The sequence below is a fragment of the Pseudomonas sp. S3_E10 genome, from assembly GCF_054667615.1.
Genome location: NZ_CP162743.1, coordinates 2,132,569 through 2,157,303, shown reverse-complemented (window position 1 = coordinate 2,157,303; position 24,735 = coordinate 2,132,569). Strand labels below are relative to the sequence as shown.

Here is a 24,735-nt window from a genome sequence, read left to right as displayed (position 1 = left end):
CTCAAGTGCGGCATGACTGCCCATGCGGGTAAGTTTTTTAAACCCCGGAAACGAAAAAACCCGCTTTCGCGGGTTTGATCTGAATTTGGTGCCCAGGAGAAGACTCGAACTTCCACGACCTTGCGATCACCAGCACCTGAAGCTGGCGTGTCTACCAATTTCACCACCTGGGCATTATCAAGCAACGTTGCCGCTGTTGATGGGGCGAACTATACGGCGGGCTTTTTGATCTGTAAACCCCTGATTCAAAAAAATAAATCGAGATTCTCGTTAAAAATCAAAGGCTTTAAACGAAAAAACCCGCTTTCGCGGGTTTGATCTGAATGTGGTGCCCAGAAGAAGACTCGAACTTCCACGGCCTTGCGGCCACCAGCACCTGAAGCTGGCGTGTCTACCAATTTCACCATCTGGGCAGTATCTTCAACGTTGCCGTCGTCGATGGCGCGCACTATACGGAGTGGATTTTTGGCTGTAAACCCCTTGCATTAAAAAAGCCTGGAAAATTTCGCCAATGGTCGTGCAACGTGTGCGCCGAGGGCGATAAAGCGCTTTTAAACGCTTGTTGATACCTGAAATTTCCCGTTTCAATACGCGTATGCCAAACTAACCCGCATATAGACAAGGTGAAAACTCTCTAATGGCCGATTGGCAGTCCCTCGATCCCGAGGCCGCTCGTGAAGCGGAAAAATATGAAAACCCTATTCCTAGCCGCGAACTGATCCTGGCGCATCTCGCCGATCGGGGTTCGCCTGCTAGCCGTGAGCAGTTGGTTGAAGAATTCGGTCTGACCACCGAAGACCAACTCGAAGCCCTGCGCCGCCGTTTGCGTGCCATGGAGCGCGACGCTCAACTGATCTACACCCGTCGTGGCACCTATGCGCCGGTAGACAAGCTCGATCTGATCCTCGGCCGCATCGCCGGCCACCGTGACGGCTTTGGCTTCCTGATCCCGGACGACGGCAGCGACGACCTGTTCATGAGCCCGGCGCAAATGCGTCTGGTGTTCGATGGCGACCGTGCGTTGGCACGTGTTTCCGGCCTGGACCGTCGTGGTCGCCGTGAAGGCGTGATCGTCGAAGTGGTGTCCCGTGCCCACGAGTCTATTGTCGGCCGTTACTTCGAAGAAGGCGGTATCGGCTTTGTGGTGCCGGATAACCCGAAGGTGCAGCAGGAAGTGCTGATCACCCCGGGCCGCAATGGCGCCGCCAAGGTCGGCCAGTTCGTCGAGGTGAAAATCACCCACTGGCCAACCGCGCGCTTCCAGCCCCAGGGCGATATCGTTGAAGTGGTCGGCAACTACATGGCGCCGGGCATGGAAATCGACGTTGCCCTGCGCACCTACGATATTCCTCACGTCTGGCCTGAGGCCGTGCTCAAAGAAGCCGCCAAGCTCAAGCCTGAAGTCGAAGAGAAAGACAAAGAAAAACGCATCGACCTGCGCCATCTGCCGTTCGTCACCATCGACGGTGAAGATGCCCGCGACTTTGACGATGCGGTCTACTGCGAAGCCAGGCCCGGCAAGCTGCGCCTGTTCTCCGGCGGCTGGAAGCTATTCGTCGCGATTGCCGACGTGTCCAGCTACGTGAAGATCGGTTCGGCCCTGGATAACGAGGCCCAGGTGCGCGGCAACTCCGTGTACTTCCCTGAGCGCGTGATCCCGATGCTGCCTGAGCAGCTGTCCAACGGCCTGTGCTCGCTGAACCCGAAAGTCGACCGTTTGGCCATGGTGTGCGAGATGACCATCTCCAAAACCGGCGAAATGACCGACTACCAGTTCTACGAGGCGGTGATTCACTCCCAGGCGCGCCTGACCTACAACAAGGTCAGCACCATCCTGGAAACGCCGAAGACCAGCGAAGCCAAGGCCCTGCGTACCGAGTACGCCGGTGTCGTGCCGCACCTCAAGCAGCTTTATTCGCTGTACAAGGTGTTGCTGGGTGCCCGTCACGTGCGTGGCGCGATCGATTTTGAAACCCAGGAAACCCGGATTGTCTTCGGCTCCGAGCGCAAGATCGCCGCGATCACCCCGACCACCCGTAACGATGCGCACAAGCTGATCGAAGAGTGCATGCTGGCGGCCAACGTGGCCACTGCTGAATTCCTCAAGAAGCACGAGATTCCTGCGTTGTACCGCGTGCACGACGGCCCGCCGCCGGAGCGCCTGGAAAAACTGCGCGCCTTCCTCGGCGAGCTCGGCCTGTCCCTGCACAAAGGCAAGGAAGGCCCGACGCCGAAGGATTACCAGGCACTGCTGGCCAGCATCAAGGATCGTCCGGATTACCACGTGATCCAGACGGTGATGCTGCGCTCACTGAGCCAGGCGGTGTACAGCGCCGATAACCAAGGCCACTTCGGCCTGAATTACGAGGCGTACACCCACTTCACCTCGCCGATCCGTCGTTACCCGGACCTGCTCACGCACCGCGCGATCCGCAGCGTGATCCACTCCAAGCAGAACACCCCGCACGTCAAGCGCGCCGGTGCCATGACCATTCCGAAAGCGCGGATCTATCCGTACGACGAGGCGGCCCTGGAACAGTTGGGCGAGCAGTGCTCCATGAGCGAGCGCCGCGCCGACGAAGCCACCCGCGACGTGGTGAACTGGCTCAAGTGCGAGTTCATGAAAGACCGCGTGGGCGAATCGTTCCCTGGTGTGATCACCGCCGTGACCGGCTTTGGTTTGTTCGTCGAGCTGACCGATATCTACGTCGAGGGCCTGGTGCACGTCACCGCCTTGCCGGGTGATTACTACCACTTCGATCCCGTGCACCACCGCCTGGCGGGCGAGCGCACCGGTCGCAGCTTCCGCCTGGGCGACACGGTGGAAGTGCAGGTCATGCGCGTCGACCTCGACGAGCGCAAGATCGACTTCGGCATGCCTGACAAACCCGCCGAATCGCCGACGGGCCGTAAAAAGCGCGGCAGCGAAACCGCGGCGCCGGCGACCAAAGGTAAAGGTGCTCCTGCTAAAACCGCTGAGCCTGAACCGGCCAAGGCCGGTCGGCGTTCGTCGGCCAAGGACAAGGCCCCCGAAGCCTACCGCCCCAGCGACGCAGCGGCTAAAAATGCTGAATTGCGCAAAAGCCGCGAGTTGAAGCAGCAGTTGCTCAACGAAGCCAAAAGCGGTGGTAAAGCGGCGTCTGGGGGAAAGTCCCACGCGGCGGAAAAACCGTCGAGCAAACCCAGTAAGCATCGTAAAGGCCCGCCAAAAGCGGGTTCGGCCCCCGCGAAAAGCGGCGGGTCGCGCAAACCTAAGGCCAAGTCATGAGTCTGGAAAAAATCTACGGCGTGCATGCCGTAGAAGCACTGCTGCGTCACCACCCTAAACGCGTCAAGCAGGTGTGGTTGGCGGAAGGTCGCAGCGAGCCGCGCGTGCAAGCGCTGGTCGAACTGGCCAACCAGAACAAGGTTGCCATCGGCCAGGCCGAGCGCCGGGAAATGGACGTGTGGGTCGAAGGCGTTCACCAGGGCGTGGTCGCGGACGTCAGCCCGAGCCAGGTGTGGGGCGAAGCCATGCTCGACGAACTGCTCGACCGTACCGAAGGCGCGCCGCTGTTGTTGGTGCTGGACGGTGTGACCGACCCGCACAACCTCGGCGCCTGCCTGCGCTCGGCGGATGCGGCGGGTGCGCTGGCGGTGATCGTGCCTAAAGACAAGTCGGCAACCCTGACGCCGGTGGTGCGTAAAGTGGCCTGCGGTGCGGCGGAAGTGATTCCACTGGTCGCCGTGACCAACCTGGCGCGCACGTTGGAGAAACTCCAGCAGCGCGGCCTGTGGGTCGTGGGTACGGCGGGGGAGGCCGAGGTCAGCATTTATGACCAGGATCTCACCGGGCCGACCATCCTGATCATGGGCGCCGAAGGCAAAGGCATGCGTCGCCTGACGCGTGAGCATTGCGACTACTTGGTGCACCTGCCGATGGCCGGTAGCGTCAGCAGCCTGAACGTGTCGGTTGCGACCGGCGTGTGCTTGTTTGAAGCCCAGCGTCAGCGTGGCGCCAAGGCCAAGGCCAAGAAGTAATCAGGCTTGGCATGGATCCAACCTGTGGGAGGGGGCAAGCCCCTCCCACAGTTGTTTCTGGGGTGTCTGAGAGATTGTTCAAATAATCACCAATCACCTTGCGCCCTTTCTCCCCCTTCTCTACAATTGCGCCCCTTGCCCACTCGGCAGGCACGCATGTGCCTCCCTTGCGGCAAGATCCATAAGTGTCATTCACTCCTTGTCTGACCGTTTTTGAGCGGCAGGCTACAACCCGTAAGGAGCATTCATGCGTCATTACGAAATCATCTTTTTGGTCCACCCGGATCAAAGCGAGCAAGTCGGCGGCATGGTTGAGCGTTACACCAAGCTGATCGAAGAAGACGGCGGCAAAATCCACCGTCTGGAAGATTGGGGCCGTCGTCAACTGGCCTACGCAATCAACAATGTTCACAAGGCTCACTACGTGATGCTGAACGTTGAGTGCACCGGCAAGGCCCTGGCCGAGCTGGAAGACAACTTCCGCTACAACGATGCAGTGATCCGTAACCTGGTCATCCGTCGCGAAGAAGCCGTTACCGGCCAATCCGAGATGCTCAAGGCTGAAGAAAACCGCAGTGAGCGCCGTGAGCGTCGCGACCGTCCTGAGCACGAAGGCGCTGATAGCGCTGACAGTGATGACAGCGACAGCAGCGATAACGCTGACGAGTAATCCACGGACCTTATTAAGGAGCCTATCAAATGGCACGTTTCTTCCGTCGTCGTAAGTTTTGCCGCTTCACCGCTGAAGAAGTGAAGGAGATCGATTACAAAGATCTCAACACTCTGAAAGCCTACGTATCCGAGACCGGCAAAATTGTTCCAAGCCGTATCACCGGTACCAAAGCACGTTATCAGCGTCAGCTGGCCACCGCTATCAAGCGCGCCCGCTTCCTGGCCCTGCTGGCCTACACCGACAGCCACGGCCGCTGAGACCGGGCAGTCGACAAGTAGTAAGGGATTGAATGCATGCGCGCCTTAGCTGAGTTCATCATGCGCGGCCGTATGCAGGCCACTCTGGTAGTGGCTGGCTGTGCGGCATTGCCGTTGCTTTATTGGTTGGGTGCCGCCGCGGGTTGCCTTGTGCTGCTGCGGCGCGGTTTGAAGGACGCCCTTGGCGTTCTTGCCCTGGGTTTGTTGCCGGCCTTGATCTGGTGGCTGCAAATGGGTGATCCACGGGTACTTCTGGTACTGCTGGGGTCATCGAGCCTTGCGTTGGTTTTGCGCGCAAGTGAGTCCTGGGTCCGTACGCTGCTGGTCAGCGTGGCATTGGGGTTGGTGTACTCAGTGATGCTTGGCGCGGCTTTCCGCCCGCAAATCGAGGCGCTGGCGCAGGAGATCGTCAAGATCCTGCCGCTGGCCCTCGGGGATCTCTACCAGCAATTATCGGTAGATGAGCGAGCGCGGTTTGCGTCACTGATTGCCCCGGTCCTGACCGGCCTGATTGCGGCTTTGTTGCAGGTCGTCAGCGTGCTGAGCCTGATTCTTGGGCGTTATTGGCAGGCGTTGTTGTACAACCCGGGTGGTTTTGGTCGCGAGTTTCGCGGTATCAGAATCCCCGCGGGGCCGGCGATGTTGCTGCTGGCGTGCATGGTTGTCGGGCCGAACTTCGGCCCACAGATGGCCTTGCTGGCGCCGATTTGCAGCGTACCGCTGGTGTTTGCCGGGTTGGCCCTGATCCATGGGCTCGTTGCGCGCAAGCGCCTGGCCAGGTTCTGGCTGGTGGGGTTGTACGTCACGCTGTTGCTGTTCATGCAACTGATCTATCCGTTACTCGTGGTTCTGGCCATTGTCGACGGCCTGATTGATTTTCGCGGTCGTCTGGCGCCGAAAGACGCCGATAACGCGAACGGTGAAGGTTAAAAGTTAGAGGATTTTCACATGCAACTGATCCTTCTGGAAAAAGTCGCCAACCTGGGCAACCTGGGCGACAAAGTGAACGTTAAGGCCGGTTACGGTCGTAACTACCTGCTGCCATACGGCAAAGCCACCGCTGCAACCGCTGCCAACCTGGCTGCGTTTGAAGAGCGTCGTGCCGAGCTGGAAAAAGCAGCAGCAGACAAAAAAGCTTCGGCCGAAACTCGCGCTGCCCAACTGGCTGAGCTGGAAGTGACTATCACTGCCACCGCTGGTGACGAAGGCAAGCTGTTCGGTTCGATCGGCACCCACGACATCGCTGATGCACTGACCGCCTCCGGCGTTGAAGTGCAGAAGAGCGAAGTTCGTCTGCCGAACGGCACCATCCGCAACGTAGGCGAATTCGACGTAGCCGTGCACCTGCACGCCGAAGTTGAAGCCACCGTACGTGTTGTCGTGGTAGCAGCTTAAGCAGCACCTAACTGGCTGGCACCTCGCGTGTCAGCCGGTTAACATCGGGCACGATCCTGTTTACAGGTCGTGCCTTTTGTTTTTCTACAATCCCCAAATTCCAAGTGGCCATGAACGATATTTCAGCTCCTGAGCAATACGATCTGCAAACCGCTGCCCTGAAGGTGCCGCCGCATTCCATCGAGGCCGAACAGGCCGTGCTCGGTGGCTTGATGCTGGACAACAACGCCTGGGAACGCGTGTTGGATCAAGTCTCGGACGGTGACTTCTATCGCCATGACCACCGCCTGATTTTCCGTGCCATCGCCAAGCTGGCCGACCAGAACTCACCGATCGACGTGGTGACCCTGGCCGAGCAGTTGGACAAAGAAGGTCAGACCTCCCAGGTCGGCGGCCTCGGCTACCTCGGTGAGCTGGCAAAAAACACGCCGTCCGTCGCCAACATCAAGGCCTATGCCCAGATCGTGCGCGAGCGGGCCACTCTGCGCCAATTGATCGGCATCAGCACCGAAATCGCCGACAGTGCCTTCAACCCCGAGGGCCGCACCGCCGCCGAGATTCTCGACGAGGCCGAGCGCCAGATCTTCCAGATCGCCGAAGCACGCCCGAAAACCGGCGGCCCGGTCAGCGTCAACGACCTGTTGACCAAGGCCATCGACCGCATCGACACCCTGTTCAACACCGACAACGCGATCACCGGTATTTCCACCGGCTACACGGACCTCGATGAGAAGACCAGCGGCCTGCAGCCGTCCGACTTGATCATCGTCGCCGGCCGTCCATCCATGGGTAAGACCACCTTTGCGATGAACCTGGTGGAAAACGCGGTATTGCGCAGCGACAAGACAGTCCTGGTGTACTCCCTGGAGATGCCAGGTGAATCGCTGATCATGCGTATGCTTTCGTCCCTCGGCCGTATCGACCAGACCAAGGTGCGTGCCGGTCGCCTCGAAGACGATGACTGGCCACGCCTGACCTCGGCGGTCAACCTGCTCAATGACCGCAAGCTGTTTATCGATGATACGGCGGGCATCAGCCCCTCCGAGATGCGCGCGCGTACCCGTCGCCTGGTGCGTGAGCACGGCGACATCGCCCTGATCATGATCGACTACCTGCAATTGATGCAGATCCCAGGTTCCAGCGGTGACAACCGTACCAACGAAATTTCCGAGATCTCCCGGTCGCTGAAAGCCCTGGCCAAGGAGTTCAACTGCCCGGTGGTGGCGCTGTCCCAGCTCAACCGTTCCCTGGAGCAACGTCCCAACAAGCGTCCGGTGAACTCCGACTTGCGTGAATCCGGAGCCATCGAGCAGGACGCCGACGTGATCATGTTCGTGTACCGCGACGAGGTGTATCACCCCGAAACGGAACACAAAGGCATTGCCGAGATCATCATCGGCAAGCAGCGTAACGGCCCGATTGGCTTTATCCGCCTGGCATTCATCGGTAAGTACACGCGTTTCGAGAACCTGGCGCCGGGCAGTTACAACTTCGACGACGACGAATAATCCGTCTATTCAATTCCGACCATTACCGTCGGAATTGGTCAAAATTTGTGCTATATTCCGCGCCCGCGATTTTTCATCTCAACACCGGTCACCGTCATGCAAACAGCCAAGCCGTTATTTGACTATCCCAAGTACTGGGCCGAATGTTTCGGTCCTGCGCCATTCCTGCCCATGAGCAGGGAGGAGATGGATCAGCTTGGCTGGGATTCGTGCGACATCATCATCGTCACCGGTGATGCCTACGTTGACCACCCCTCGTTCGGCATGGCGATCATCGGCCGGCTGCTGGAGTCCCAGGGCTTTCGCGTCGGGATCATTGCCCAGCCGAACTGGCAGTCCAAAGACGATTTCATGAAGCTTGGCGAGCCCAACCTGTTCTTTGGCGTCGCGGCCGGCAACATGGACTCGATGATCAACCGCTACACCGCCGACAAGAAAATCCGTTCCGACGACGCCTACACCCCCGGCGGCATGGCCGGCAAGCGCCCGGACCGTGCGAGCCTGGTGTACAGCCAGCGCTGCAAGGAAGCCTACAAGAATGTGCCGATCGTACTCGGCGGCATCGAAGCGTCCCTGCGTCGCATTGCCCACTACGACTACTGGCAGGACCGCGTGCGCAACTCGATCCTGATCGACGCCACCGCCGATATCCTGCTGTACGGCAACGCCGAGCGGGCCATTGTCGAAGTTGCCCAGCGCCTGTCGTGGGGCCACAAGATCGAAGACATCACCGACGTGCGCGGTACCGCGTTCATTCGCCGGGACACGCCGGCGGGCTGGTATGAGGTGGACTCCACGCGTATCGACCGTCCGGGCAAGATCGACAAGATCATCAACCCGTACGTCAACACCCAGGACACCCAGGCTTGCGCTATCGAGCAAGAGAAGAGGCCTGTTGATGACCCGGAAGAAGCCAAGGTCGTACAGATCCTGGCCAGCCCGCGCATGACCCGTGACAAGACCGTGATCCGCCTGCCGTCGGTGGAAAAGGTCCGTGGCGACGCGGTGCTCTACGCCCACGCCAACCGCGTGCTGCACCTGGAAACCAACCCGGGCAACGCCCGTGCCCTGGTGCAAAAGCACGGTGAAGTGGATGTGTGGTTCAACCCGCCGCCCATCCCGATGACCACCGAAGAAATGGACTACGTGTTCGGCATGCCTTACGCACGTGTTCCGCACCCGGCGTACGGCAAGGAAAAGATCCCGGCCTACGACATGATCCGCTTCTCGGTGAACATCATGCGGGGCTGCTTCGGCGGCTGCACCTTCTGCTCGATCACCGAGCACGAAGGCCGCATTATCCAGAACCGTTCCGAAGAATCGATCATTCGCGAAATCGAAGAGATCCGCGACAAAGTACCCGGCTTCACCGGGGTGATCTCCGACCTCGGCGGCCCGACCGCGAACATGTACCGCATCGCCTGCAAGAGCCCGGAAATCGAATCCGCGTGCCGCAAGCCGTCCTGCGTGTTCCCCGGCATCTGCCCGAACCTGAACACCGACCATTCGTCGCTGATCCAGCTGTACCGCAGCGCCCGTGCGTTGCCGGGTGTGAAGAAGATCCTGATCGCTTCCGGCCTGCGCTACGACCTGGCCGTCGAGTCGCCGGAATACGTGAAAGAGCTGGTGACCCACCACGTCGGTGGTTACCTCAAGATCGCCCCGGAACACACCGAGGAAGGTCCGCTCAACCAGATGATGAAACCGGGCATCGGCAGCTATGACAAGTTCAAGCGCATGTTCGAGAAGTACACCAAGGAAGCGGGCAAAGAGCAGTACCTGATCCCCTACTTCATCGCCGCCCACCCTGGCACCACCGATGAAGACATGATGAACCTGGCCCTGTGGCTCAAGGGCAACGGTTTCCGTGCCGACCAGGTGCAGGCGTTCTACCCGTCGCCGATGGCCACCGCCACCGCGATGTATCACTCGGGCAAGAACCCGCTGCGCAAGGTCACCTACAAGAGTGACGCGGTCACCATCGTCAAGAGCGAGGAGCAGCGCCGCCTGCACAAGGCGTTCCTGCGTTACCACGACCCCAAAGGCTGGCCAATGCTGCGTGAAGCGCTGACCCGCATGGGCCGTGCCGACCTGATCGGCCCGGGCAAGGACCAGTTGATCCCGCTGCACCAGCCGAGCACCGACAGCTACCAGAGCGCCCGTCGCAAGAACTCGACGCCGGCCGGCAGCCACAAGGTCGCCAAGGAAACCACCACTAAAATCCTCACCCAGCACACCGGTTTGCCGCCTCGTGGCAGCGACGGCAGCAACCCGTGGGACAAGCGTGAACAAGCCAAGGCCGCCGCCCAGGCACGTAACAAACAGGCGGCCAAAGAGCGCAGCGATGCGGCCAAGGGTAAAGGCGGCAAGCCGGCGCGCAAGCCGGTTGTACCGCGTTGATCGCCGCTTGAATATGCAGAACGCCAGCCTTGAGCTGGCGTTTTGCTGTGTGGCGAGTGGGTAGCCTGTTTGCTAAGGTGGCGCCCATTAGATCGCCATCGGGAGCAAGCCCCTCCCACACGTGTTGCGTGAATACATTCAAAATGTGGGAGGGGGCTTGCCCCCGATAGCATCAGCCCAGTCACCACCCCCTTCAAGGAAGAGCACCCCAATGAGCAACCCCCTGCTCAACATCGGCATGGACTCCAACCGCTCCCAGTTCATGGCGCGCCAGCGCATCGAAAGCCAGATCAACCTGCCACGCCTGTTTGCGGCCATTGATGCTGACCCGGCCATCGTGGGGGCGGGCGTCGTGTATATCGACGCCGATTTCAACGTGGTCACCCTGCGTGAATTCCAGCCGATCTGCAGCATTGCCCCCAAGCGCATTATTTTGCGTGAAGCGCAGAAGTACATTGCCCCGGCGCAGTTTGCGCAACAGGTCCAGGACAACCCTCGCGAATCGCGCCTCGTGGGAGAGGCGATCAATACGTCTCTGTCCTGCGCAGGCGCGATCATCGGTTGGATCGTCGTGCTCAGCGGTACCGTCGCCGTGCCGTTCACGGCGGGCGCCAGCAGCGTGATCACGGCCATCGGCTATACCGCCGCCACGGCCAGCACGCTGCAGTGTTTTGCCAGTGGTTATCGCGTCAGCAATGAGATCAGTGACCCCTCCAAAAACGACAAGCTCGACAGCTCGGAGTGGTATCAGTACACGATGATCGCGCTGGATGCGGCGTCCTTGATCGGGGTCGGGGCATCGACGTTGACCACGATAAAGCTGGTGCGGCTGAACCAGGCCACCACCGGCAAAAGCGTGCGGGAGGTATTGCGAGGATTGAACCGGCAAGAGCGCGCCAAGCTCACCAAGGAACTGCTCAGCATCCAGGACCCGCGCATGACCGCCAAAATGCTCAAGTTGAAGCAACTGTCCGGCGAGGCGACCAAGCGTTTCACCCCCGCCCAGGTCAAGCATGCAACGGTGACCCAGATACAGGATGCCCTGGGCGCGGCCATCGGCTTCACCGGCAGTGCAATCTCGGGGAACGTACGCACCATTGCCGTGGGACTGTATGAGGAAATGAGCAATGAATGAGCTACCCGGTATTCGCAGTTTTCTGGCGCAGTACTTCCCGGTCTTCATGGGGGCGATTTTCGCGGCGGTGTTCAGCCTGGTATTCGCGGTGCCACTGATTTTCGACAGTTATTTCCCGCGCTTGCCGATGGACGACAACCTCAAGTATTCCTTCCTGGGTGGCCTCGCGCTGACGTGGGGCATCGTGCAGTGCAATTTCATGATCGCGCGCGGGCGGCCGCAATGGGTATGGCCGCTGGTGATGTTGCTTGCGCTCTGTGTTCTGGGGGTGCTGCCCACCATCGCGTTTGGTCCGCATCCGCTTTCCTATGGCTTGAGCCTGCTGTTCCCGCTGTTGGGGTTGCTGCTGCTCAACAGTAAGCGTCACCGCGAAATGCGCCAGAAACTGGTTGAAGTGAGGCGGCTGCGCCAAGCCATCATCGCCACACACAAAGCACGCTAGATGGGTAGATTCGCCACCCTGCGCCACAAATATGTGCAGCTCTTGCACCATGGCACGTACATTGGCGCCGTTTTGGTGCTGTACTGCAGCGGGTCTTACGATAACGCGCAATGATCGCCGCTCTGGCATAAGTCTTGCGCACGTTGTGTCCATGCCCTGGCTCGCAGGAGGCCGCCGTGTCGATTCATGTCGCGTTGCACCACGTTACGCATTACCGCTACGACCGCGCTGTTGAACTCGGCCCACAAATCGTGCGTTTACGCCCAGCGGCTCATAGCCGTACGCGGATTTTGTCCTACGCACTCAAAGTGCTGCCCGAGCAGCACTTCATCAACTGGCAGCAAGACCCCCAGGGCAATTACCTGGCGCGCCTGGTTTTTCCGGAAAAGACCGATCAACTGCGTATCGAAGTCGACCTGGTCGCCGAGATGGCGGTGTTCAACCCGTTCGACTTTTTCCTTGAGCCTTACGCCGAGAAAATCCCCTTCAGCTACGCCGCCGATGAGCAACGTGAGTTGGCGCCGTACCTGGAAACCCTGCCGCTGACCCCGAAATTCGCCGCCTACCTGGCCGGTATCGACCGTACGCCGTTGCCCGCCGTGGACTTTCTGGTGGGCCTCAACCAGCGCCTGGCCGCCGATATCGGTTACCTGATCCGCATGGAACCGGGCGTGCAAACCCCGGAATTCACCCTGGAAAACGCCTCCGGCTCGTGCCGCGACTCGGCGTGGTTGCTGGTGCAACTGCTGCGCAACCTGGGCTTGGCGGCGCGGTTTGTGTCGGGCTACCTGATTCAACTGACCGCCGACGTCAAAGCCCTTGATGGCCCGTCCGGCACCGAAGTGGACTTCACCGACCTGCATGCCTGGTGCGAAGTGTATTTGCCCGGTGCCGGCTGGATCGGCCTGGATGCCACGTCCGGTTTGTTCGCCGGTGAAGGGCATATCCCGTTGGCCTGCAGTCCCGACCCATCGTCCGCCGCGCCGATCAGCGGGTTGGTGGAGCCGTGCGAGTGTGAATTTACCCACGAAATGTCGGTAGAGCGGATCTGGGAAGCCCCACGGGTGACCAAGCCCTACACCGAAGAGCAATGGCTGGCGATCCAGGCCCTGGGCCGGCAAATCGACGGCGACCTGCTCAAGGACGATGTACGCCTGACCATGGGCGGCGAACCGACCTTCGTGTCCATCGACGATCCCGATGGCGCCGAGTGGAACACCGCGGCCCTCGGCCCGGACAAGCGTCGCCTGTCCGCCGAGCTGTTCCAGCGCATGCGCAAGCAATACGCGCCAGCGGGCCTGGTGCACTTCGGCCAGGGCAAGTGGTACCCCGGCGAGCAACTGCCGCGCTGGTCGCTCAACTGCTACTGGCGCCGCGACGGCGTGCCGATCTGGCACAACAGCGCGTTGATTGCCGATGAACAACAAGACTACGGCGCCGATGGGGTGATGGCCGGGCGCTTCCTGGCCAGCGTCGCCGAGCGCCTCAAACTGCCGGCGCGCTTTGTGTTCCCGGCTTTCGAAGACAATTTCTACTACCTGTGGCGTGAAGGCGCGCTGCCGCACAACGTCACCGCCCAAGACCCGCGCCTGAGCGATGACCTGGAGCGCGCGCGCCTGCGCAAAGTGTTCAGCCAGGGGCTGGATAAAGTCATCGGTCAAGTGTTGCCGTTGGCGCGCACGGCGGCCAATGACCGTTGGCAAAGCGGCCGCTGGTACCTGCGCGACAATCACTGCCGCCTGGTGCCGGGGGATTCGCCGCTGGGCTATCGCCTGCCGCTGGCGTCGCAGCCATGGGTGACGGCGGCGGAATATCCGTTTGTGCATCCCACTGACCCGAACCAGGAGCAGCCGCCGCTGCCCACCACCGCGCAACTGCAAAGCCACGGTGAGCCTGCGCCCAGTGAAGACCGCGTGCCAGAGGTGGACGAGTCCGCCGATTGGCTGACCCGCACCGCGCTGTGCGCTGAAGCACGGGAAGGGCGCCTGTACCTGTTTATGCCGCCCTTGGAGCGGGTCGAAGATTACCTGGAGCTGGTGGCTGCCATCGAGGCCACCGCTGAGGAGTTGCACTGCCCGGTGCTGCTGGAAGGCTATGAACCGCCGTTCGATATGCGCTTGAGCAACTTCCGGATCACGCCGGACCCCGGTGTGATCGAGGTCAACGTGCAGCCGTCCGCCACCTGGGACGAGTTGGTCGAGCGCACCGAGTTCCTCTATGAAGAGGCTCGGCAAACCCGCCTGACCACAGAGAAGTTCATGATCGACGGGCGCCACACCGGCACCGGTGGCGGTAACCACTTTGTACTCGGCGGCGCCACGCCCAAGGACTCGCCGTTCCTGCGTCGCCCCGACTTGCTGCGCAGTTTGATCAGCTACTGGCATAACCATCCGTCGCTGTCTTACCTGTTTTCCGGCTTGTTTATCGGCCCGACCTCCCAGGCGCCACGGGTGGATGAAGCGCGTAACGATGCGTTGTATGAGCTGGAAATCGCCTTTGCACAGATGCCCGCCCCCGGTGAAGACTGCCCCCCTTGGTTGGTGGACCGCCTGTTGCGCAACCTGCTCATCGACGTGACGGGCAACACCCACCGCGCCGAATTCTGCATCGACAAGCTCTACTCGCCCGACGGCGCCACAGGCCGCTTGGGCCTGCTGGAACTGCGTGCCTTTGAAATGCCGCCCCATGCGCGCATGAGCCTGACCCAGCAGCTGCTGCTGCGGGCGCTGGTCGCGCGCTTCTGGCGTGAACCCTATGCACCGCCGACATTGGCACGCTGGGGCACCGAGCTGCATGACCGTTTCCTGCTGCCGCACTTTATCGAGCAGGATTTCGCCGACGTCATTGTCGAACTCAACGCCGCCGGCTACCCGCTGCGCGCCGAGTGGTTTGCCGCGCACCTGGAATTCCGTTTTCCCAAGATCGGCGACTACGCCGTCAGCGGCATCGAACTGGAACTGCGCCAGGCCCTTGAACCTTGGCATGTCCTGGGCGAGGAGGGCGCAGTGGGCGGCACGGTGCGGTATGTGGACTCGTCGCTGGAGCGCCTGCAAGTCAAGCTCAGCGGCCTGGCGCCGCAACGTTATCTGCTGACCTGCAACGGCATCCCGGTGCCGCTGCAACCCACCGGCCGTGTAGGTGAGTTTGTCGCCGGTGTGCGCTATCGCGCCTGGCAACCGGCCAACTGCCTGCAACCGACCATCCCGGTGCACGCGCCGTTGGTGTTCGACCTGCTGGACACCTGGATGCAACGCTCGTTGGGCGGCTGCCAGTACCACGTCGCGCACCCGGGCGGGCGCAATTACGACAGCTTGCCGGTGAATGCCAACGGAGCCGAGAGCCGGCGGCAGGAGCGGTTCTTCCGGTTGGGGCATACGCCTGGAAAGCTGCCGGTGCCAAACCTGGAGATTAATGACGAGCTGCCGATGACTCTGGATCTACGACGTTTTCCCAATAAAAAAGACTGAATGCGACCACAGCGGATTTGCAGTGTTTGTTAGGTTAATCTGAGCCCCTTTGCCTCTGCCCGAGCGTTCCATGTCCGACTTGCTCGACCGTTACCCGCTCACCGCGGGCACTTATCATGAACTGCTGGATGACAGCGGTGAGGTGCGTGCCCATTGGCGGCGCCTGCTCGACCACCTGCAACGCAGCACCCCGGCGCAACTGGCCCAGCGCCAGGCGCTGCTGACGCGGCAGATCCAGGAAAACGGCGTGACCTACAACGTCTACGCCGACCCCAAGGGCGCCGACCGTCCGTGGGAGCTGGACTTGTTGCCCCACGTGCTGGCCGCCGATGAATGGCAGCAGTTGTCTGCCGGTATCGCCCAGCGTGCGCGCCTGCTCAATGCTGTGCTTGCCGATCTCTACGGCCCGCAGCGCCTGATCAAGGAAGGCTTGCTGCCGGCGGAGCTGGTGTTCGGGCATAACAATTTCCTGTGGCCGTGCCAGGGCATCCTGCCCCCCGACGGCACCTTTCTGCATCTGTACGCCGTGGACCTGGCGCGCACCCCGGATGGTCGTTGGTGGGTCACCGCCGACCGGACCCAGGCCCCGTCCGGCGCCGGTTATGCGCTGGAAAACCGCACCATCGTGTCCCGCGCCTTCCCGGACCTGTACCGTGATTTGCAGGTGCAACACCTCACCGGTTTCTTCCGTACGCTTCAGGAAACCCTGGCCCGCCAGGCCCCCGGCGACGACCAGCCGCCGCTGATCGTGCTGCTCACCCCTGGCCGCTTCAACGAAAGCTACTTCGAACACCTTTACCTCGCCCGCCAGCTCGGCTACCCCTTGGTGGAAGGCGGCGACCTGACCGTGCGCGACAGCACCGTGTACCTCAAGACCCTCAGCGGCCTGCGCCGGGTGCACGCGATCATGCGGCGCCTGGATGATGACTTCTGTGACCCGTTGGAGCTGCGCACCGACTCGGCCCTCGGCGTGCCCGGCCTGCTTGATGCGGTACGCCAGGGCAATGTGCTGGTGGCCAATGCGTTGGGCAGTGGCGTGCTGGAGTCGCCGGGGCTGCTGGGGTTTCTGCCGAAAATCAACGAATTCCTGTTCGGTGAAACGCTGATTCTGCCGTCCATCGCCACGTGGTGGTGCGGTGAGGCGCCGGTGCTCGCCGAAGCCTTGGCGAAGCTGCCGGAGTTGCTGATCAAACCGGCATTTCCATCGCAGAGTTTCACCCCGGTCTTTGGCCGCGATTTGAACGATGAGCAACGCCAGGCCCTGGCCCAGCGCATGCGTGCGCGGCCCTATGCCTATGTCGCCCAAGAGTTGGCGCAACTGTCCCAGGCGCCGGTATGGCACACCGTGGATGACCACCTGCAACACCGCGCCATCGGCATGCGTGTGTACGCCGTGGCCAGCGCCGATGGCTACCGCGTGCTGCCCGGTGGCCTGACCCGCGTGGCGGCCGAGGCCGATGCCGAAGTGGTGTCGATGCAGCGCGGTGGCGCCAGCAAAGACACCTGGGTGCTCGGCGAACGCGCGCCGGGCGGCGAGCAGTGGCGTGCGCAGCGCATGATTGGCGCGCATGACCTGGTGCGCCGCGATCCTTATCTGCCGTCCCGCGTGGTGGAGAACCTGTTCTGGTTCGGCCGCTATTGCGAGCGTTGCGATGACAGTGCGCGTTGGCTGCGTATCGTGCTGGCGCGCTACGTCGATGGTGACGATCCATTGGCGTTGCAGGCCGCCGTGGAGCTGGGTGAAAACCTGCGTCTGTTGCCGGAGGAAGACGCGCTGCCCGAACGCCTGATGGCCGCGTTACTCGGTGATGACTGGCCGCAAAGCCTGCGCGCCAACCTGCAGCGCTTGCAGTGGGCGGCGTCCCAGGTGCGCGGCAAGTTGTCCCGTGAGAACTGGCAGGCTCTGGTCGAGCTGCAACGCGAAGCCCTGGAACTGGAAAACGAAAGCCCGGACTTTGGCGAGTTGCTCGATTTTCTCAACCGCCTGGTCATGTCCCTCGCCGCGCTGTCCGGCTTTGCCCTGGACGACATGACGCGCGACGAAGGCTGGCGCTTCCTGATGATGGGCCGGCGTATCGAGCGCCTGCAATTTCTGAGCAGCAGCCTTGCGGCGTTTCTGCGCGGCGTGGCGGTATTCGATCAGGCGGGGCTGGAGTGGTTGCTGGAACTGGGCAATAGCAGCATCACCTATCGCTCGCGCTACCTGGCGGTGCCGCAGTTGATCCCGGTGCTCGACCTGTTGCTGCTTGACGAGCAGAACCCCCATGCGGTGCTGTTCCAGCTCAAGCTGGTGAGCCGCACCCTGCGTCGGCTCAACGACGATTTTGGCGTACCTCGCGAGACCGGCCTGGCCCCCTTGGTGGAGCGCCTGGCGCGTTTCGACCTGGGCTGCCTGGAGAACGGGCTGTTTGGCGAAACCAGCGTGCGTGCCGCGCTGGATGGCTTGGCCGACCTGCTGCAAGCGGTGGCCGATGAAAGCGGGCAAGTGTCGGACCGCCTGGCCTTGCGCCATTTTGCCCATGTGGATGATGTCAGCCAGCAAACGGTGTCGGTGTAATGAGCGCGCGCTACCAGATTTTCCACGATACCCATTACCACTACGACAGCCCGGTGTCCCTGGCCCAGCAACTGGCGCACCTGTGGCCACGGCCGTGTGCCTGGCAGCGCTGCACCGCGCAGCAACTGGAAATCAGCCCGCAGCCGTCGTCGCGGCGCGATGAGCTGGATGTGTTCGGCAACCCGATCACGCGCCTGGCCTTCGAGCGTCCCCACGATGAACTGTTGGTCAATGCCGGGCTGACCGTCGAAGTGCTGGCACGGCCGGTGCTGGATTTTCAGCAGTCGCCGCCCTGGGATCAGACGCGTGACAGCCTGACCTACAGCAGCCACACAATGACCCCTGAGCGGATCGAAGCGTGCCGCTATCGCTTCGAATCACCCTACGTGCACCTGAAAAAAACCTTCGTCGAGTTCTCCGAAAGCTGTTTCCCGCCCGGCGAGCCCTTGCTGCTCGGCGTGCAGGCGCTGATGGAAAAAATCTTCAGTGAATTCACCTTCGATGCCGAAGCCACCCAGGTCGCCACGCCCTTGGTGGAAGTGCTGGAACGCCGCCGCGGCGTATGCCAGGACTTCGCCCACCTGATGCTCGCCTGCCTGCGTTCGCGGGGCCTGGCGGCGCGTTATATCAGCGGCTACCTGCTCACCCAGCCACCGCCCGGCCAGCCACGGCTGATCGGCGCCGATGCCTCCCATGCGTGGGTCTCGGTGTTTTGCCCGGTGGCGGGTTGGGTGGATTTTGATCCGACGAATAACGTACAGCCGGCACTGGAGCACATCACCCTGGCCTGGGGCCGGGATTTTTCCGATGTGTCGCCGTTGCGGGGGGTGATTCTGGGGGGAGGGAGCCATGACCCGGAGGTACGGGTGACGGTGATGCCGCTGGAGTGACGGTGGATTGTGGTGAGCAGGGCGCGCCGGCTCACCACAAAGAAAATTATTCAGCCGGATCTTTTGGTGTTTCCGTCTCGTCGTTCGTTTCTTCAGCATCGACGTCCGGGTTCAGTGCGCCGGTTTCTTCATCGGCAGCGGCTTTCTTGCGTTGCAGTTTTTCCTCTTTCTTCTGTTCCTTGGCCAAGTCTCTCTGACGTTTGGCGAAGGAGTAATTAGGTTTGGCCATGGGCGATCCTCTTGGGTCGAAGGTGAGGGTGGCGGCGCGCAGCTGCCTTGGGTCGCTATGGTAGCAGCTTAGCGACGCGCTTGGCCTTCACTTACCGCAGGCATACGCGGCCAACAGGCCGTTGAAGAATTGATTGAAGTGCATGGCTCGGGCTCCAGTGAGTGTTGGGCCGATCATAGGCGGGTGCTGCGACTTAGGCTGGTAGATTGTGTTGATAAGTCTGATAGCCTAAAGTTGTATACAATTTGTTGATTCAGATCATAAGCATTCAAGCCCGTTTGAGGCACCCTTATCGCAATCCGCGTTGTTTAAACCCTGCCTTGGAGATTCACATGTTTGCCAAACTCGTTGCTGTTTCCCTGCTGACTCTGGCGAGCGGCCAGTTGCTTGCTGCAGAGTGCAAGGTCACCGTCGACTCCACTGACCAGATGTCCTTCAACACCAAAGCCATTGAAATCGACAAAAGCTGCAAGACGTTCACCGTTGAGCTGACTCACTCCGGCAGCTTGCCGAAAAATGTCATGGGGCATAACTGGGTACTGAGTTCTGCCGCCGATATGCCTGGTATCGCCAGCGACGGCATGGCCGCCGGTATCGACAAGAACTACCTGAAAGAAGGTGACGCCCGCATCATCGCCCACACCAAGATCATCGGTGCCGGCGAGAAAGATTCGGTGACGTTCGATGTGTCGAAACTGGCCGCCGGGACGGACTATGCGTTCTTCTGCTCGTTCCCAGGCCACATCTCGATGATGAAAGGCACTGTGGTCGTCAAATAAGGCCGCGTCATCGTTCGTCGGGAGCAAGCCCCCTCCCACATTCGACCGCATTCACATGCTGGAACTCGGTCAAGTGTGGGAGGGGGCTTGCCCCCGATAGCTATCTGACAGTCACTGCAAAGCTGTCTGACTCACCTCACGGCGCAAACGGCATCACCCGCTTGTGCTCGGTCTTGCGGTATGTCTCGCAGATGATCCGGAATGCCTCTTCCCGCACCGGCTCGCCGTGCAGGAACGCATCGATCTCGGCGTAGGTCACGCCATGTGACGCTTCGTCCGGCTTGCCCGGCGACAGGTCTTCGAGGTCGGCCGTCGGTACCTTCTCAACCAACGATTCCGGCGCACCGAAATGCCGCGCAATGGCACGCACCTGGTTCTTTACCAGCCCGCTCAGCGGCGCCAGATCACAGGCCCCATCACCGAACTTGGTGAAAAACCCCATCACCGCTTCCGCCGCATGGTCGGTCCCGATCACCAGGCCACCGGCCGCGCCGGCGATGGTGTATTGCGCCACCATGCGCATGCGCGCCTTGGTGTTGCCTAGCACGAAGTCGCGGGACACCGCGGCCTGGCCTTCAAACGCCGCCACCTCATTGGCCAGCGATTTCACCGCCGGGCCGATATTCACGGTGTGGCGCTCGTGGGGTTCGATAAAGTCCACCGAGGCCTGGGCGTCGATTTCGTCGAACTGGGTTTCGTAGGGCAGGCGCACGGCGATGAACGTATACGCCTCATCACCGGTGCTGGCGCGCAGTTCCTGCATGGCGCGCTGGGCCAGCAGGCCGGCGGTGAGGGAGTCGACACCGCCGCTGATGCCCAGCACCAGCGCCTTGAGGCCTGAATTGCGCAGGCAGTCCTGGATAAAGGTCACGCGGCGCGCCACCTCGGCCTCAAGGGCGGCCTGGTCTTTGAACGGCGCTTGCACGTTGAGCTGCTGCGCAATCTCACGCTGTACGGCTTGCATGATTCACTCCTTGCTGGATAGGGCAGGTACTTTGAAAACGTGACGCAAATAGGCGACAAAATTCGGGTCGGTGCAGTGGGTCTTGCCCGCTTCATCGGAGATCTTAGCGACGGGCTGGCCATTGCAGGCGGTCATCTTAAGCACGATGCTCATCGGTTCCACCCCTGGGATATCGCAGGTCAGGTTGGTGCCGATGCCGAAGCTCACATTAATGCGGCCCCGCAACGCGCGGAATATCTCCAGGGCCTTGGGCAGCGACAGGCTGTCGGAGAACACCAGGGTCTTGCTCATCGGCTCGATACCGAGCTTGTGGTAGTGGGCGATGGCTTTTTCTGCCCATTGCACCGGGTCGCCGGAGTCGTGGCGCAGGCCGTCGAACAGCTTGGCGAAGTACAAGTCGAAGTCGCCCAGGAAGGCGTCGGTGGTGATGCAATCAGTCAGGGCGATACCCAGCAGGCCACGGTATTCGCGGACCCAGCAGTCGAGGGCGGCGATCTGGCTGTCGATCAGGCGCGGGCCGAGTTGCTGGTGGGCCATGATCCATTCATGGGCCATGGTGCCCAGGGGTTTGATGTCCAGCTCGCGGGCCAGGTGTACGTTACTGGTGCCGACAAACCGTCCGGGGAAGTCGTGCTTGAGCACGTTGACCACTTCTTCCTGCACCCGGTACGAGAAGCGCCGGCGCGTGCCGAAGTCGGCCACTTGCAGCTCGGCCAGTTCATCGCTGCCGGCATTTGCGGTCAGCCAGTCGAACTTGCGGTACAGCTGCTCGCGAGCCTGTTCGAGGATCACGCTCTGGTAGCGGTAGCGGTTGCGCACTTCACTGACGATGGCCAGCATCGGCACCTCGAACAGAATCACATGCAGCCATGGCCCGCGCAGGCGGATAAACAGCTCACCGTTCTCGATGCCGGTTTGCACATAGCGCAGGTTGAAGCGGAACAGCCCCAGGAAGCGCAAAAAATCCGGCTTCATAAAGCTGATGCGCTCCAGGAACCCCAACTGGTCAGGGCTCAGACTCAGGTCCGCGAGGCGCTCGATCTGGTAGCGGATCTCGGCCAGGTAGGGGCGCAGGTCCTCACTGTTACGGCAACGAAACTCCCATTCAACTTCCACGTTGGGGTAGTTGTGCAGCACCGCCTGCATCATGGTCAGCTTGTAGAAGTCGGTGTCGAGCAGGTTCTGCACGATGCGATCGGCAAACACACTCTCGCTCATAACGGGAATCTCCAGACGGGTCGGCGCTGAGCGCCGGCCTTTACGCGCAATTAAGGAAGGGGGCTAGTGGCGCATAGACCTGTGGGGTTTTGCCAGTGATTTTTTTTGCCACGGCTACTGACGCTATCGGGAGCAGGCACTAAATAACCTGCTCCATCATCCACTTCACAAAATTGCGTACCTTGGGCACTTCCGCCGAATGCTCCGGATACGCCAGGTAATAAGCATCCCGGCTCGGCATCGCATGCGGCCAGGGAATCACCAGCTTGCCGTCGGCCAACTCCTCTTCCACCAGAAACCTGGGCAGCAGCGCGACCCCACAGCCCACCTGCGCGGCACGAATGCACATATAGAACGTATCGAAACGCGGCCCGTGGTAGCTGTGTTCGGTCTGGTAACCCTGGTCGGCAAACCAATCGTGCCAACCCTGCGGGCGCGAGGCGTTTTGCAGCAACACCAACTCGCTGAGCTGCGTAGGGTCGGTGAGCGGTTTGGCCGGCAGGCTTTCCGGTGCGCACACCGGCACCAGTTCCTCGCTGAACAACTTCAAACTCTCGGTGCCGGGACGTGAGCCCTGGCCGAAATAGAACGCCATGTCGGCCTTGCCCTGCAGCAAGTCATCCGGTTCCTGTTCGTTGCACAGGTCCAGGTGGATTTGCGGGTGACGCAGCCGCCAGCCCTTGAGGCGCGGCACCAACCAGCGGGCCCCGAAGGTGTAGGGCGTGGACACGCGCAACACTTCGGTTTCGCCGCCATAGGAGCGCAGGTAGTGGGTGGACATCTCCACCTGGGTGAGGATTTTGCGCACTTCCACCAGGTACAGGTCGCCCGCCGGGGTCATCTGCAAGCGTCGGCGCACGCGGCGAAACAGCAGGTGCTGCAGCAACTCTTCCAACTGCGCCACCTGTTTGCTCACCGCGCTTTGCGTGAGGTTCAGTTCCTCGGCGGCGCGGGTGAAGCTCAGGTGGCGGGTGGCGGCTTCGAAACACTGCAGGGCGGTGATCGAGGGCAAATGTCTTTTGTTCAGCACGGTGTGCCTCTTTTTATGCTTTGCATGAATAAACGGAATGATATCTCGCCTAATCGTCGTTTGTTGGCAAGTCTTGGGCCAGCTACAAATAAGCGCTGGATCGCCGTGCATGTCGCGGCGCGATTTTTTGTACGCAGATTTGAGGGAGTGACCATGGTTGCCGCATTGCTTGATCGTCTCGGGGTAAACCCGGCGCTGTACCAGGCGGGTAAACAGCCCGTGCATTCGCCGATTGATGGCAGCCTGATCGGCAGTGTCCAGTGGGAAGGTGCCGCCGAGGTGGAGCAACAGGTCAGTCGCGCCGAGCATGCATTCCAAGCCTGGCGCAACGTGCCGGCGCCCCGTCGTGGCGAGCTGGTGCGGCAGTTCGGCGACGTGCTGCGTGAATACAAGGCTGACCTGGGTGAGCTGGTGTCCTGGGAGGCCGGCAAGATCACTCAGGAAGGCCTGGGTGAAGTGCAGGAGATGATCGACATCTGCGATTTCGCCGTCGGCCTGTCGCGCCAGTTGTACGGCTTGACCATCGCCTCCGAGCGCCCAGGCCACCACATGCGTGAAACCTGGCACCCGCTGGGCGTGGTCGGTGTGATCAGCGCCTTCAACTTCCCGGTCGCGGTGTGGGCGTGGAACACCGCGCTGGCGCTGGTGTGCGGCAACGCGGTGATCTGGAAACCGTCGGAAAAAACCCCGCTCACCGCCCTGGCGTGCCAGACGCTGTTCGAGCGCGTGCTGAAAAACTTTAACGATGCCCCGCAGTACCTCAGTCAGGTGATCATTGGTGGTCGCGATGCCGGCGCTGCGCTGGTGGATGACCCACGCGTAGCGTTGATCAGCGCCACCGGCAGCACCCGCATGGGCCGTGAAGTGGCGCCGAAAGTTGCCGCGCGTTTCGCCCGCAGCATTCTGGAGCTGGGCGGCAACAACGCGATGATCCTCGGCCCAAGCGCCGACCTGGACATGGCCGTACGCGCCATTCTGTTCAGCGCCGTCGGCACCGCCGGCCAGCGTTGCACCACCCTGCGCCGCCTGATCGCCCATGAGTCGGTCAAGGCAGAAATCGTCACCCGCCTCAAGGCCGCCTATTCCAAAGTGCGCATCGGCCACCCGCTGGAAGGCAACCTGATCGGCCCGCTGATCGACAAGCACGGCTTCGACAACATGCAAGATGCCCTTGAGCAAGCCTTGAGCGAAGGCGGCAAGGTGTTCGGCGGCAAACGCCAGTTGCAAGACACCTTCCCCAACGCCTACTACGTATCGCCGGCGATTGTGGAAATGCCCGAGCAAAGCGATGTGGTGTGCACCGAAACCTTCGCGCCGATTCTGTACGTGGTCGGCTACACCGACTTCGCCGAAGCGCTGCGCCTGAACAACGCCGTGCCGCAAGGCTTGTCGTCGTGCATCTTCACCACCGATGTGCGCGAAGCCGAGCAGTTCATGTCGGCGGTGGGCAGTGACTGCGGCATCGCCAACGTCAATATCGGCCCGAGCGGCGCGGAGATTGGTGGCGCGTTTGGCGGTGAAAAAGAAACCGGCGGCGGGCGTGAGTCGGGTTCGGATGCGTGGCGCGGGTATATGCGTCGGCAAACCAATACCGTGAACTATTCGCTGGAGCTTCCGCTGGCTCAAGGCATCACGTTCGACTGATTTGCTTGGGTCGGAGTGAGGTCAAAATGTGGCCAAAATGTGGGAGGGAGCAAGTCGAATCGTCGCACCGCCCCTCCCACAGTTGGGCGCATTTGCAGTTCGGAATAGATGTTTGTTGGGTCTCATC

19 protein-coding genes and 2 tRNA genes are annotated in these 24,735 nt (G+C 61.2%); 15 read left to right on the top strand and 6 right to left on the bottom strand.

The features are described 5' to 3' along the window. Positions 1 to 86: 86 nt before the first annotated feature. Together AB4N98_RS09770 and AB4N98_RS09765 are read right to left on the bottom strand one after the other, a co-directional pair. Positions 87 to 173 (bottom strand) — tRNA-Leu (locus AB4N98_RS09770). A 153-nt stretch (positions 174 to 326) separates the two neighbouring features. Further along, positions 327 to 413, bottom strand: a tRNA-Leu gene (locus tag AB4N98_RS09765). 224 nt (positions 414 to 637) lie between these two features. Here AB4N98_RS09765 and rnr point away from each other — a divergent pair. From rnr to AB4N98_RS09700, 13 genes are all read left to right on the top strand, one after another. Continuing rightward, complete coding sequence (rnr, locus tag AB4N98_RS09760; protein WP_068937862.1) at positions 638 to 3,268, top strand: ribonuclease R; 2,631 nt, start codon at positions 638 to 640, stop codon at positions 3,266 to 3,268. Next, positions 3,265 to 4,020: a 23S rRNA (guanosine(2251)-2'-O)-methyltransferase RlmB gene (rlmB, locus tag AB4N98_RS09755; RefSeq protein ID WP_003217493.1), complete on the top strand. Its 756-nt coding sequence runs from the start codon at positions 3,265 to 3,267 to the stop codon at positions 4,018 to 4,020. The genes rnr and rlmB overlap by 4 nt, the downstream gene beginning before the upstream one ends. Positions 4,021 to 4,267: 247 nt before the next feature. Further along, a complete protein-coding gene (gene rpsF, locus AB4N98_RS09750) occupies positions 4,268 to 4,690 on the top strand; it encodes a 30S ribosomal protein S6 (RefSeq protein WP_003171371.1) in 423 nt (140 codons plus the stop codon). A 29-nt stretch (positions 4,691 to 4,719) separates the two neighbouring features. After that, the gene (gene rpsR, locus AB4N98_RS09745) at positions 4,720 to 4,950 is read left to right on the top strand and encodes a 30S ribosomal protein S18 (RefSeq protein WP_003171373.1); all 231 of its coding nucleotides are present in this window, start codon (positions 4,720 to 4,722) and stop codon (positions 4,948 to 4,950) included. A 36-nt stretch (positions 4,951 to 4,986) separates the two neighbouring features. Beyond that, positions 4,987 to 5,880 carry a YybS family protein gene (locus tag AB4N98_RS09740; protein ID WP_017526411.1) on the top strand — a complete coding sequence of 298 codons (894 nt, stop codon included), beginning with the start codon at positions 4,987 to 4,989 and terminating at the stop codon, positions 5,878 to 5,880. Between the two features lie 18 nt (positions 5,881 to 5,898). Beyond that, entirely contained in the window at positions 5,899 to 6,345 is a 447-nt protein-coding gene (gene rplI, locus AB4N98_RS09735; RefSeq protein WP_003171376.1) for a 50S ribosomal protein L9, read from the top strand. 110 nt (positions 6,346 to 6,455) lie between these two features. After that, positions 6,456 to 7,853 carry a replicative DNA helicase gene (gene dnaB, locus AB4N98_RS09730; RefSeq protein WP_017526410.1) on the top strand — a complete coding sequence of 466 codons (1,398 nt, stop codon included), beginning with the start codon at positions 6,456 to 6,458 and terminating at the stop codon, positions 7,851 to 7,853. A gap of 96 nt (positions 7,854 to 7,949) precedes the next feature. Continuing rightward, positions 7,950 to 10,253, top strand: a complete 2,304-nt coding sequence (locus tag AB4N98_RS09725) for a YgiQ family radical SAM protein (protein ID WP_460149399.1) — start codon at positions 7,950 to 7,952, stop codon at positions 10,251 to 10,253. A gap of 211 nt (positions 10,254 to 10,464) precedes the next feature. Beyond that, a complete protein-coding gene (locus AB4N98_RS09720) occupies positions 10,465 to 11,388 on the top strand; it encodes a hypothetical protein (RefSeq protein ID WP_017526408.1) in 924 nt (307 codons plus the stop codon). Then, complete coding sequence (locus tag AB4N98_RS09715) at positions 11,381 to 11,830, top strand: hypothetical protein (RefSeq protein ID WP_017526407.1); 450 nt, start codon at positions 11,381 to 11,383, stop codon at positions 11,828 to 11,830. The genes AB4N98_RS09720 and AB4N98_RS09715 overlap by 8 nt, the downstream gene beginning before the upstream one ends. A 176-nt stretch (positions 11,831 to 12,006) precedes the next feature. Further along, complete coding sequence (locus AB4N98_RS09710) at positions 12,007 to 15,297, top strand: transglutaminase family protein (RefSeq protein ID WP_068935769.1); 3,291 nt, start codon at positions 12,007 to 12,009, stop codon at positions 15,295 to 15,297. A 70-nt stretch (positions 15,298 to 15,367) separates the two neighbouring features. Next, positions 15,368 to 17,854 carry a circularly permuted type 2 ATP-grasp protein gene (locus tag AB4N98_RS09705; RefSeq protein WP_460149398.1) on the top strand — a complete coding sequence of 829 codons (2,487 nt, stop codon included), beginning with the start codon at positions 15,368 to 15,370 and terminating at the stop codon, positions 17,852 to 17,854. Next, positions 17,854 to 18,744 carry a transglutaminase family protein gene (locus AB4N98_RS09700; RefSeq protein WP_017526403.1) on the top strand — a complete coding sequence of 297 codons (891 nt, stop codon included), beginning with the start codon at positions 17,854 to 17,856 and terminating at the stop codon, positions 18,742 to 18,744. The genes AB4N98_RS09705 and AB4N98_RS09700 overlap by 1 nt, the downstream gene beginning before the upstream one ends. Before the next feature lie 46 nt (positions 18,745 to 18,790). Here AB4N98_RS09700 and AB4N98_RS09695 read toward each other — a convergent pair whose 3' ends face one another. Beyond that, positions 18,791 to 18,973: a hypothetical protein gene (locus AB4N98_RS09695; RefSeq protein ID WP_017526402.1), complete on the bottom strand. Its 183-nt coding sequence runs from the start codon at positions 18,971 to 18,973 to the stop codon at positions 18,791 to 18,793. 332 nt (positions 18,974 to 19,305) lie between these two features. Between AB4N98_RS09695 and azu the strand changes: the two genes are divergently transcribed. Beyond that, positions 19,306 to 19,752: an azurin gene (azu, locus tag AB4N98_RS09690; protein WP_017526401.1), complete on the top strand. Its 447-nt coding sequence runs from the start codon at positions 19,306 to 19,308 to the stop codon at positions 19,750 to 19,752. 136 nt (positions 19,753 to 19,888) lie between these two features. Here azu and nadE read toward each other — a convergent pair whose 3' ends face one another. The 3 genes from nadE to AB4N98_RS09675 all read right to left on the bottom strand — a co-directional run bounded on the left by nadE (position 19,889) and on the right by AB4N98_RS09675 (position 22,964). Further along, the gene (gene nadE, locus AB4N98_RS09685; protein ID WP_017526400.1) at positions 19,889 to 20,716 is read right to left on the bottom strand and encodes an ammonia-dependent NAD(+) synthetase; all 828 of its coding nucleotides are present in this window, start codon (positions 20,714 to 20,716) and stop codon (positions 19,889 to 19,891) included. A gap of 3 nt (positions 20,717 to 20,719) precedes the next feature. Beyond that, positions 20,720 to 21,934: a nicotinate phosphoribosyltransferase gene (pncB, locus tag AB4N98_RS09680; protein ID WP_017526399.1), complete on the bottom strand. Its 1,215-nt coding sequence runs from the start codon at positions 21,932 to 21,934 to the stop codon at positions 20,720 to 20,722. Between the two features lie 139 nt (positions 21,935 to 22,073). Next, positions 22,074 to 22,964, bottom strand: a complete 891-nt coding sequence (locus AB4N98_RS09675; protein WP_017526398.1) for a LysR family transcriptional regulator — start codon at positions 22,962 to 22,964, stop codon at positions 22,074 to 22,076. A gap of 153 nt (positions 22,965 to 23,117) precedes the next feature. Here AB4N98_RS09675 and amaB point away from each other — a divergent pair, with 153 nt between their 5' ends. Then, a complete protein-coding gene (amaB, locus tag AB4N98_RS09670; RefSeq protein WP_460149396.1) occupies positions 23,118 to 24,608 on the top strand; it encodes an L-piperidine-6-carboxylate dehydrogenase in 1,491 nt (496 codons plus the stop codon). Positions 24,609 to 24,735 lie beyond the last annotated feature (127 nt).

Excerpts from the sequence above, each read along its gene's own strand:
- rnr (WP_068937862.1), top strand. The coding sequence starts at position 638 with ATGGCCGATTGGCAGTCCCTCGATCCCGAGGCCGCTCGTGAAGCGGAA.
- rlmB (WP_003217493.1), top strand. The coding sequence starts at position 3,265 with ATGAGTCTGGAAAAAATCTACGGCGTGCATGCCGTAGAAGCACTGCTG.
- rpsF (WP_003171371.1), top strand. The coding sequence starts at position 4,268 with ATGCGTCATTACGAAATCATCTTTTTGGTCCACCCGGATCAAAGCGAG.
- rpsR (WP_003171373.1), top strand. The coding sequence starts at position 4,720 with ATGGCACGTTTCTTCCGTCGTCGTAAGTTTTGCCGCTTCACCGCTGAA.
- AB4N98_RS09740 (WP_017526411.1), top strand. The coding sequence starts at position 4,987 with ATGCGCGCCTTAGCTGAGTTCATCATGCGCGGCCGTATGCAGGCCACT.
- rplI (WP_003171376.1), top strand. The coding sequence starts at position 5,899 with ATGCAACTGATCCTTCTGGAAAAAGTCGCCAACCTGGGCAACCTGGGC.
- dnaB (WP_017526410.1), top strand. The coding sequence starts at position 6,456 with ATGAACGATATTTCAGCTCCTGAGCAATACGATCTGCAAACCGCTGCC.
- AB4N98_RS09725 (WP_460149399.1), top strand. The coding sequence starts at position 7,950 with ATGCAAACAGCCAAGCCGTTATTTGACTATCCCAAGTACTGGGCCGAA.
- AB4N98_RS09720 (WP_017526408.1), top strand. The coding sequence starts at position 10,465 with ATGAGCAACCCCCTGCTCAACATCGGCATGGACTCCAACCGCTCCCAG.
- AB4N98_RS09715 (WP_017526407.1), top strand. The coding sequence starts at position 11,381 with ATGAATGAGCTACCCGGTATTCGCAGTTTTCTGGCGCAGTACTTCCCG.
- AB4N98_RS09705 (WP_460149398.1), top strand. The coding sequence starts at position 15,368 with ATGTCCGACTTGCTCGACCGTTACCCGCTCACCGCGGGCACTTATCAT.
- AB4N98_RS09700 (WP_017526403.1), top strand. The coding sequence starts at position 17,854 with ATGAGCGCGCGCTACCAGATTTTCCACGATACCCATTACCACTACGAC.
- AB4N98_RS09695 (WP_017526402.1), bottom strand. The coding sequence starts at position 18,973 with ATGGCCAAACCTAATTACTCCTTCGCCAAACGTCAGAGAGACTTGGCC.
- azu (WP_017526401.1), top strand. The coding sequence starts at position 19,306 with ATGTTTGCCAAACTCGTTGCTGTTTCCCTGCTGACTCTGGCGAGCGGC.
- nadE (WP_017526400.1), bottom strand. The coding sequence starts at position 20,716 with ATGCAAGCCGTACAGCGTGAGATTGCGCAGCAGCTCAACGTGCAAGCG.
- pncB (WP_017526399.1), bottom strand. The coding sequence starts at position 21,934 with ATGAGCGAGAGTGTGTTTGCCGATCGCATCGTGCAGAACCTGCTCGAC.
- amaB (WP_460149396.1), top strand. The coding sequence starts at position 23,118 with ATGGTTGCCGCATTGCTTGATCGTCTCGGGGTAAACCCGGCGCTGTAC.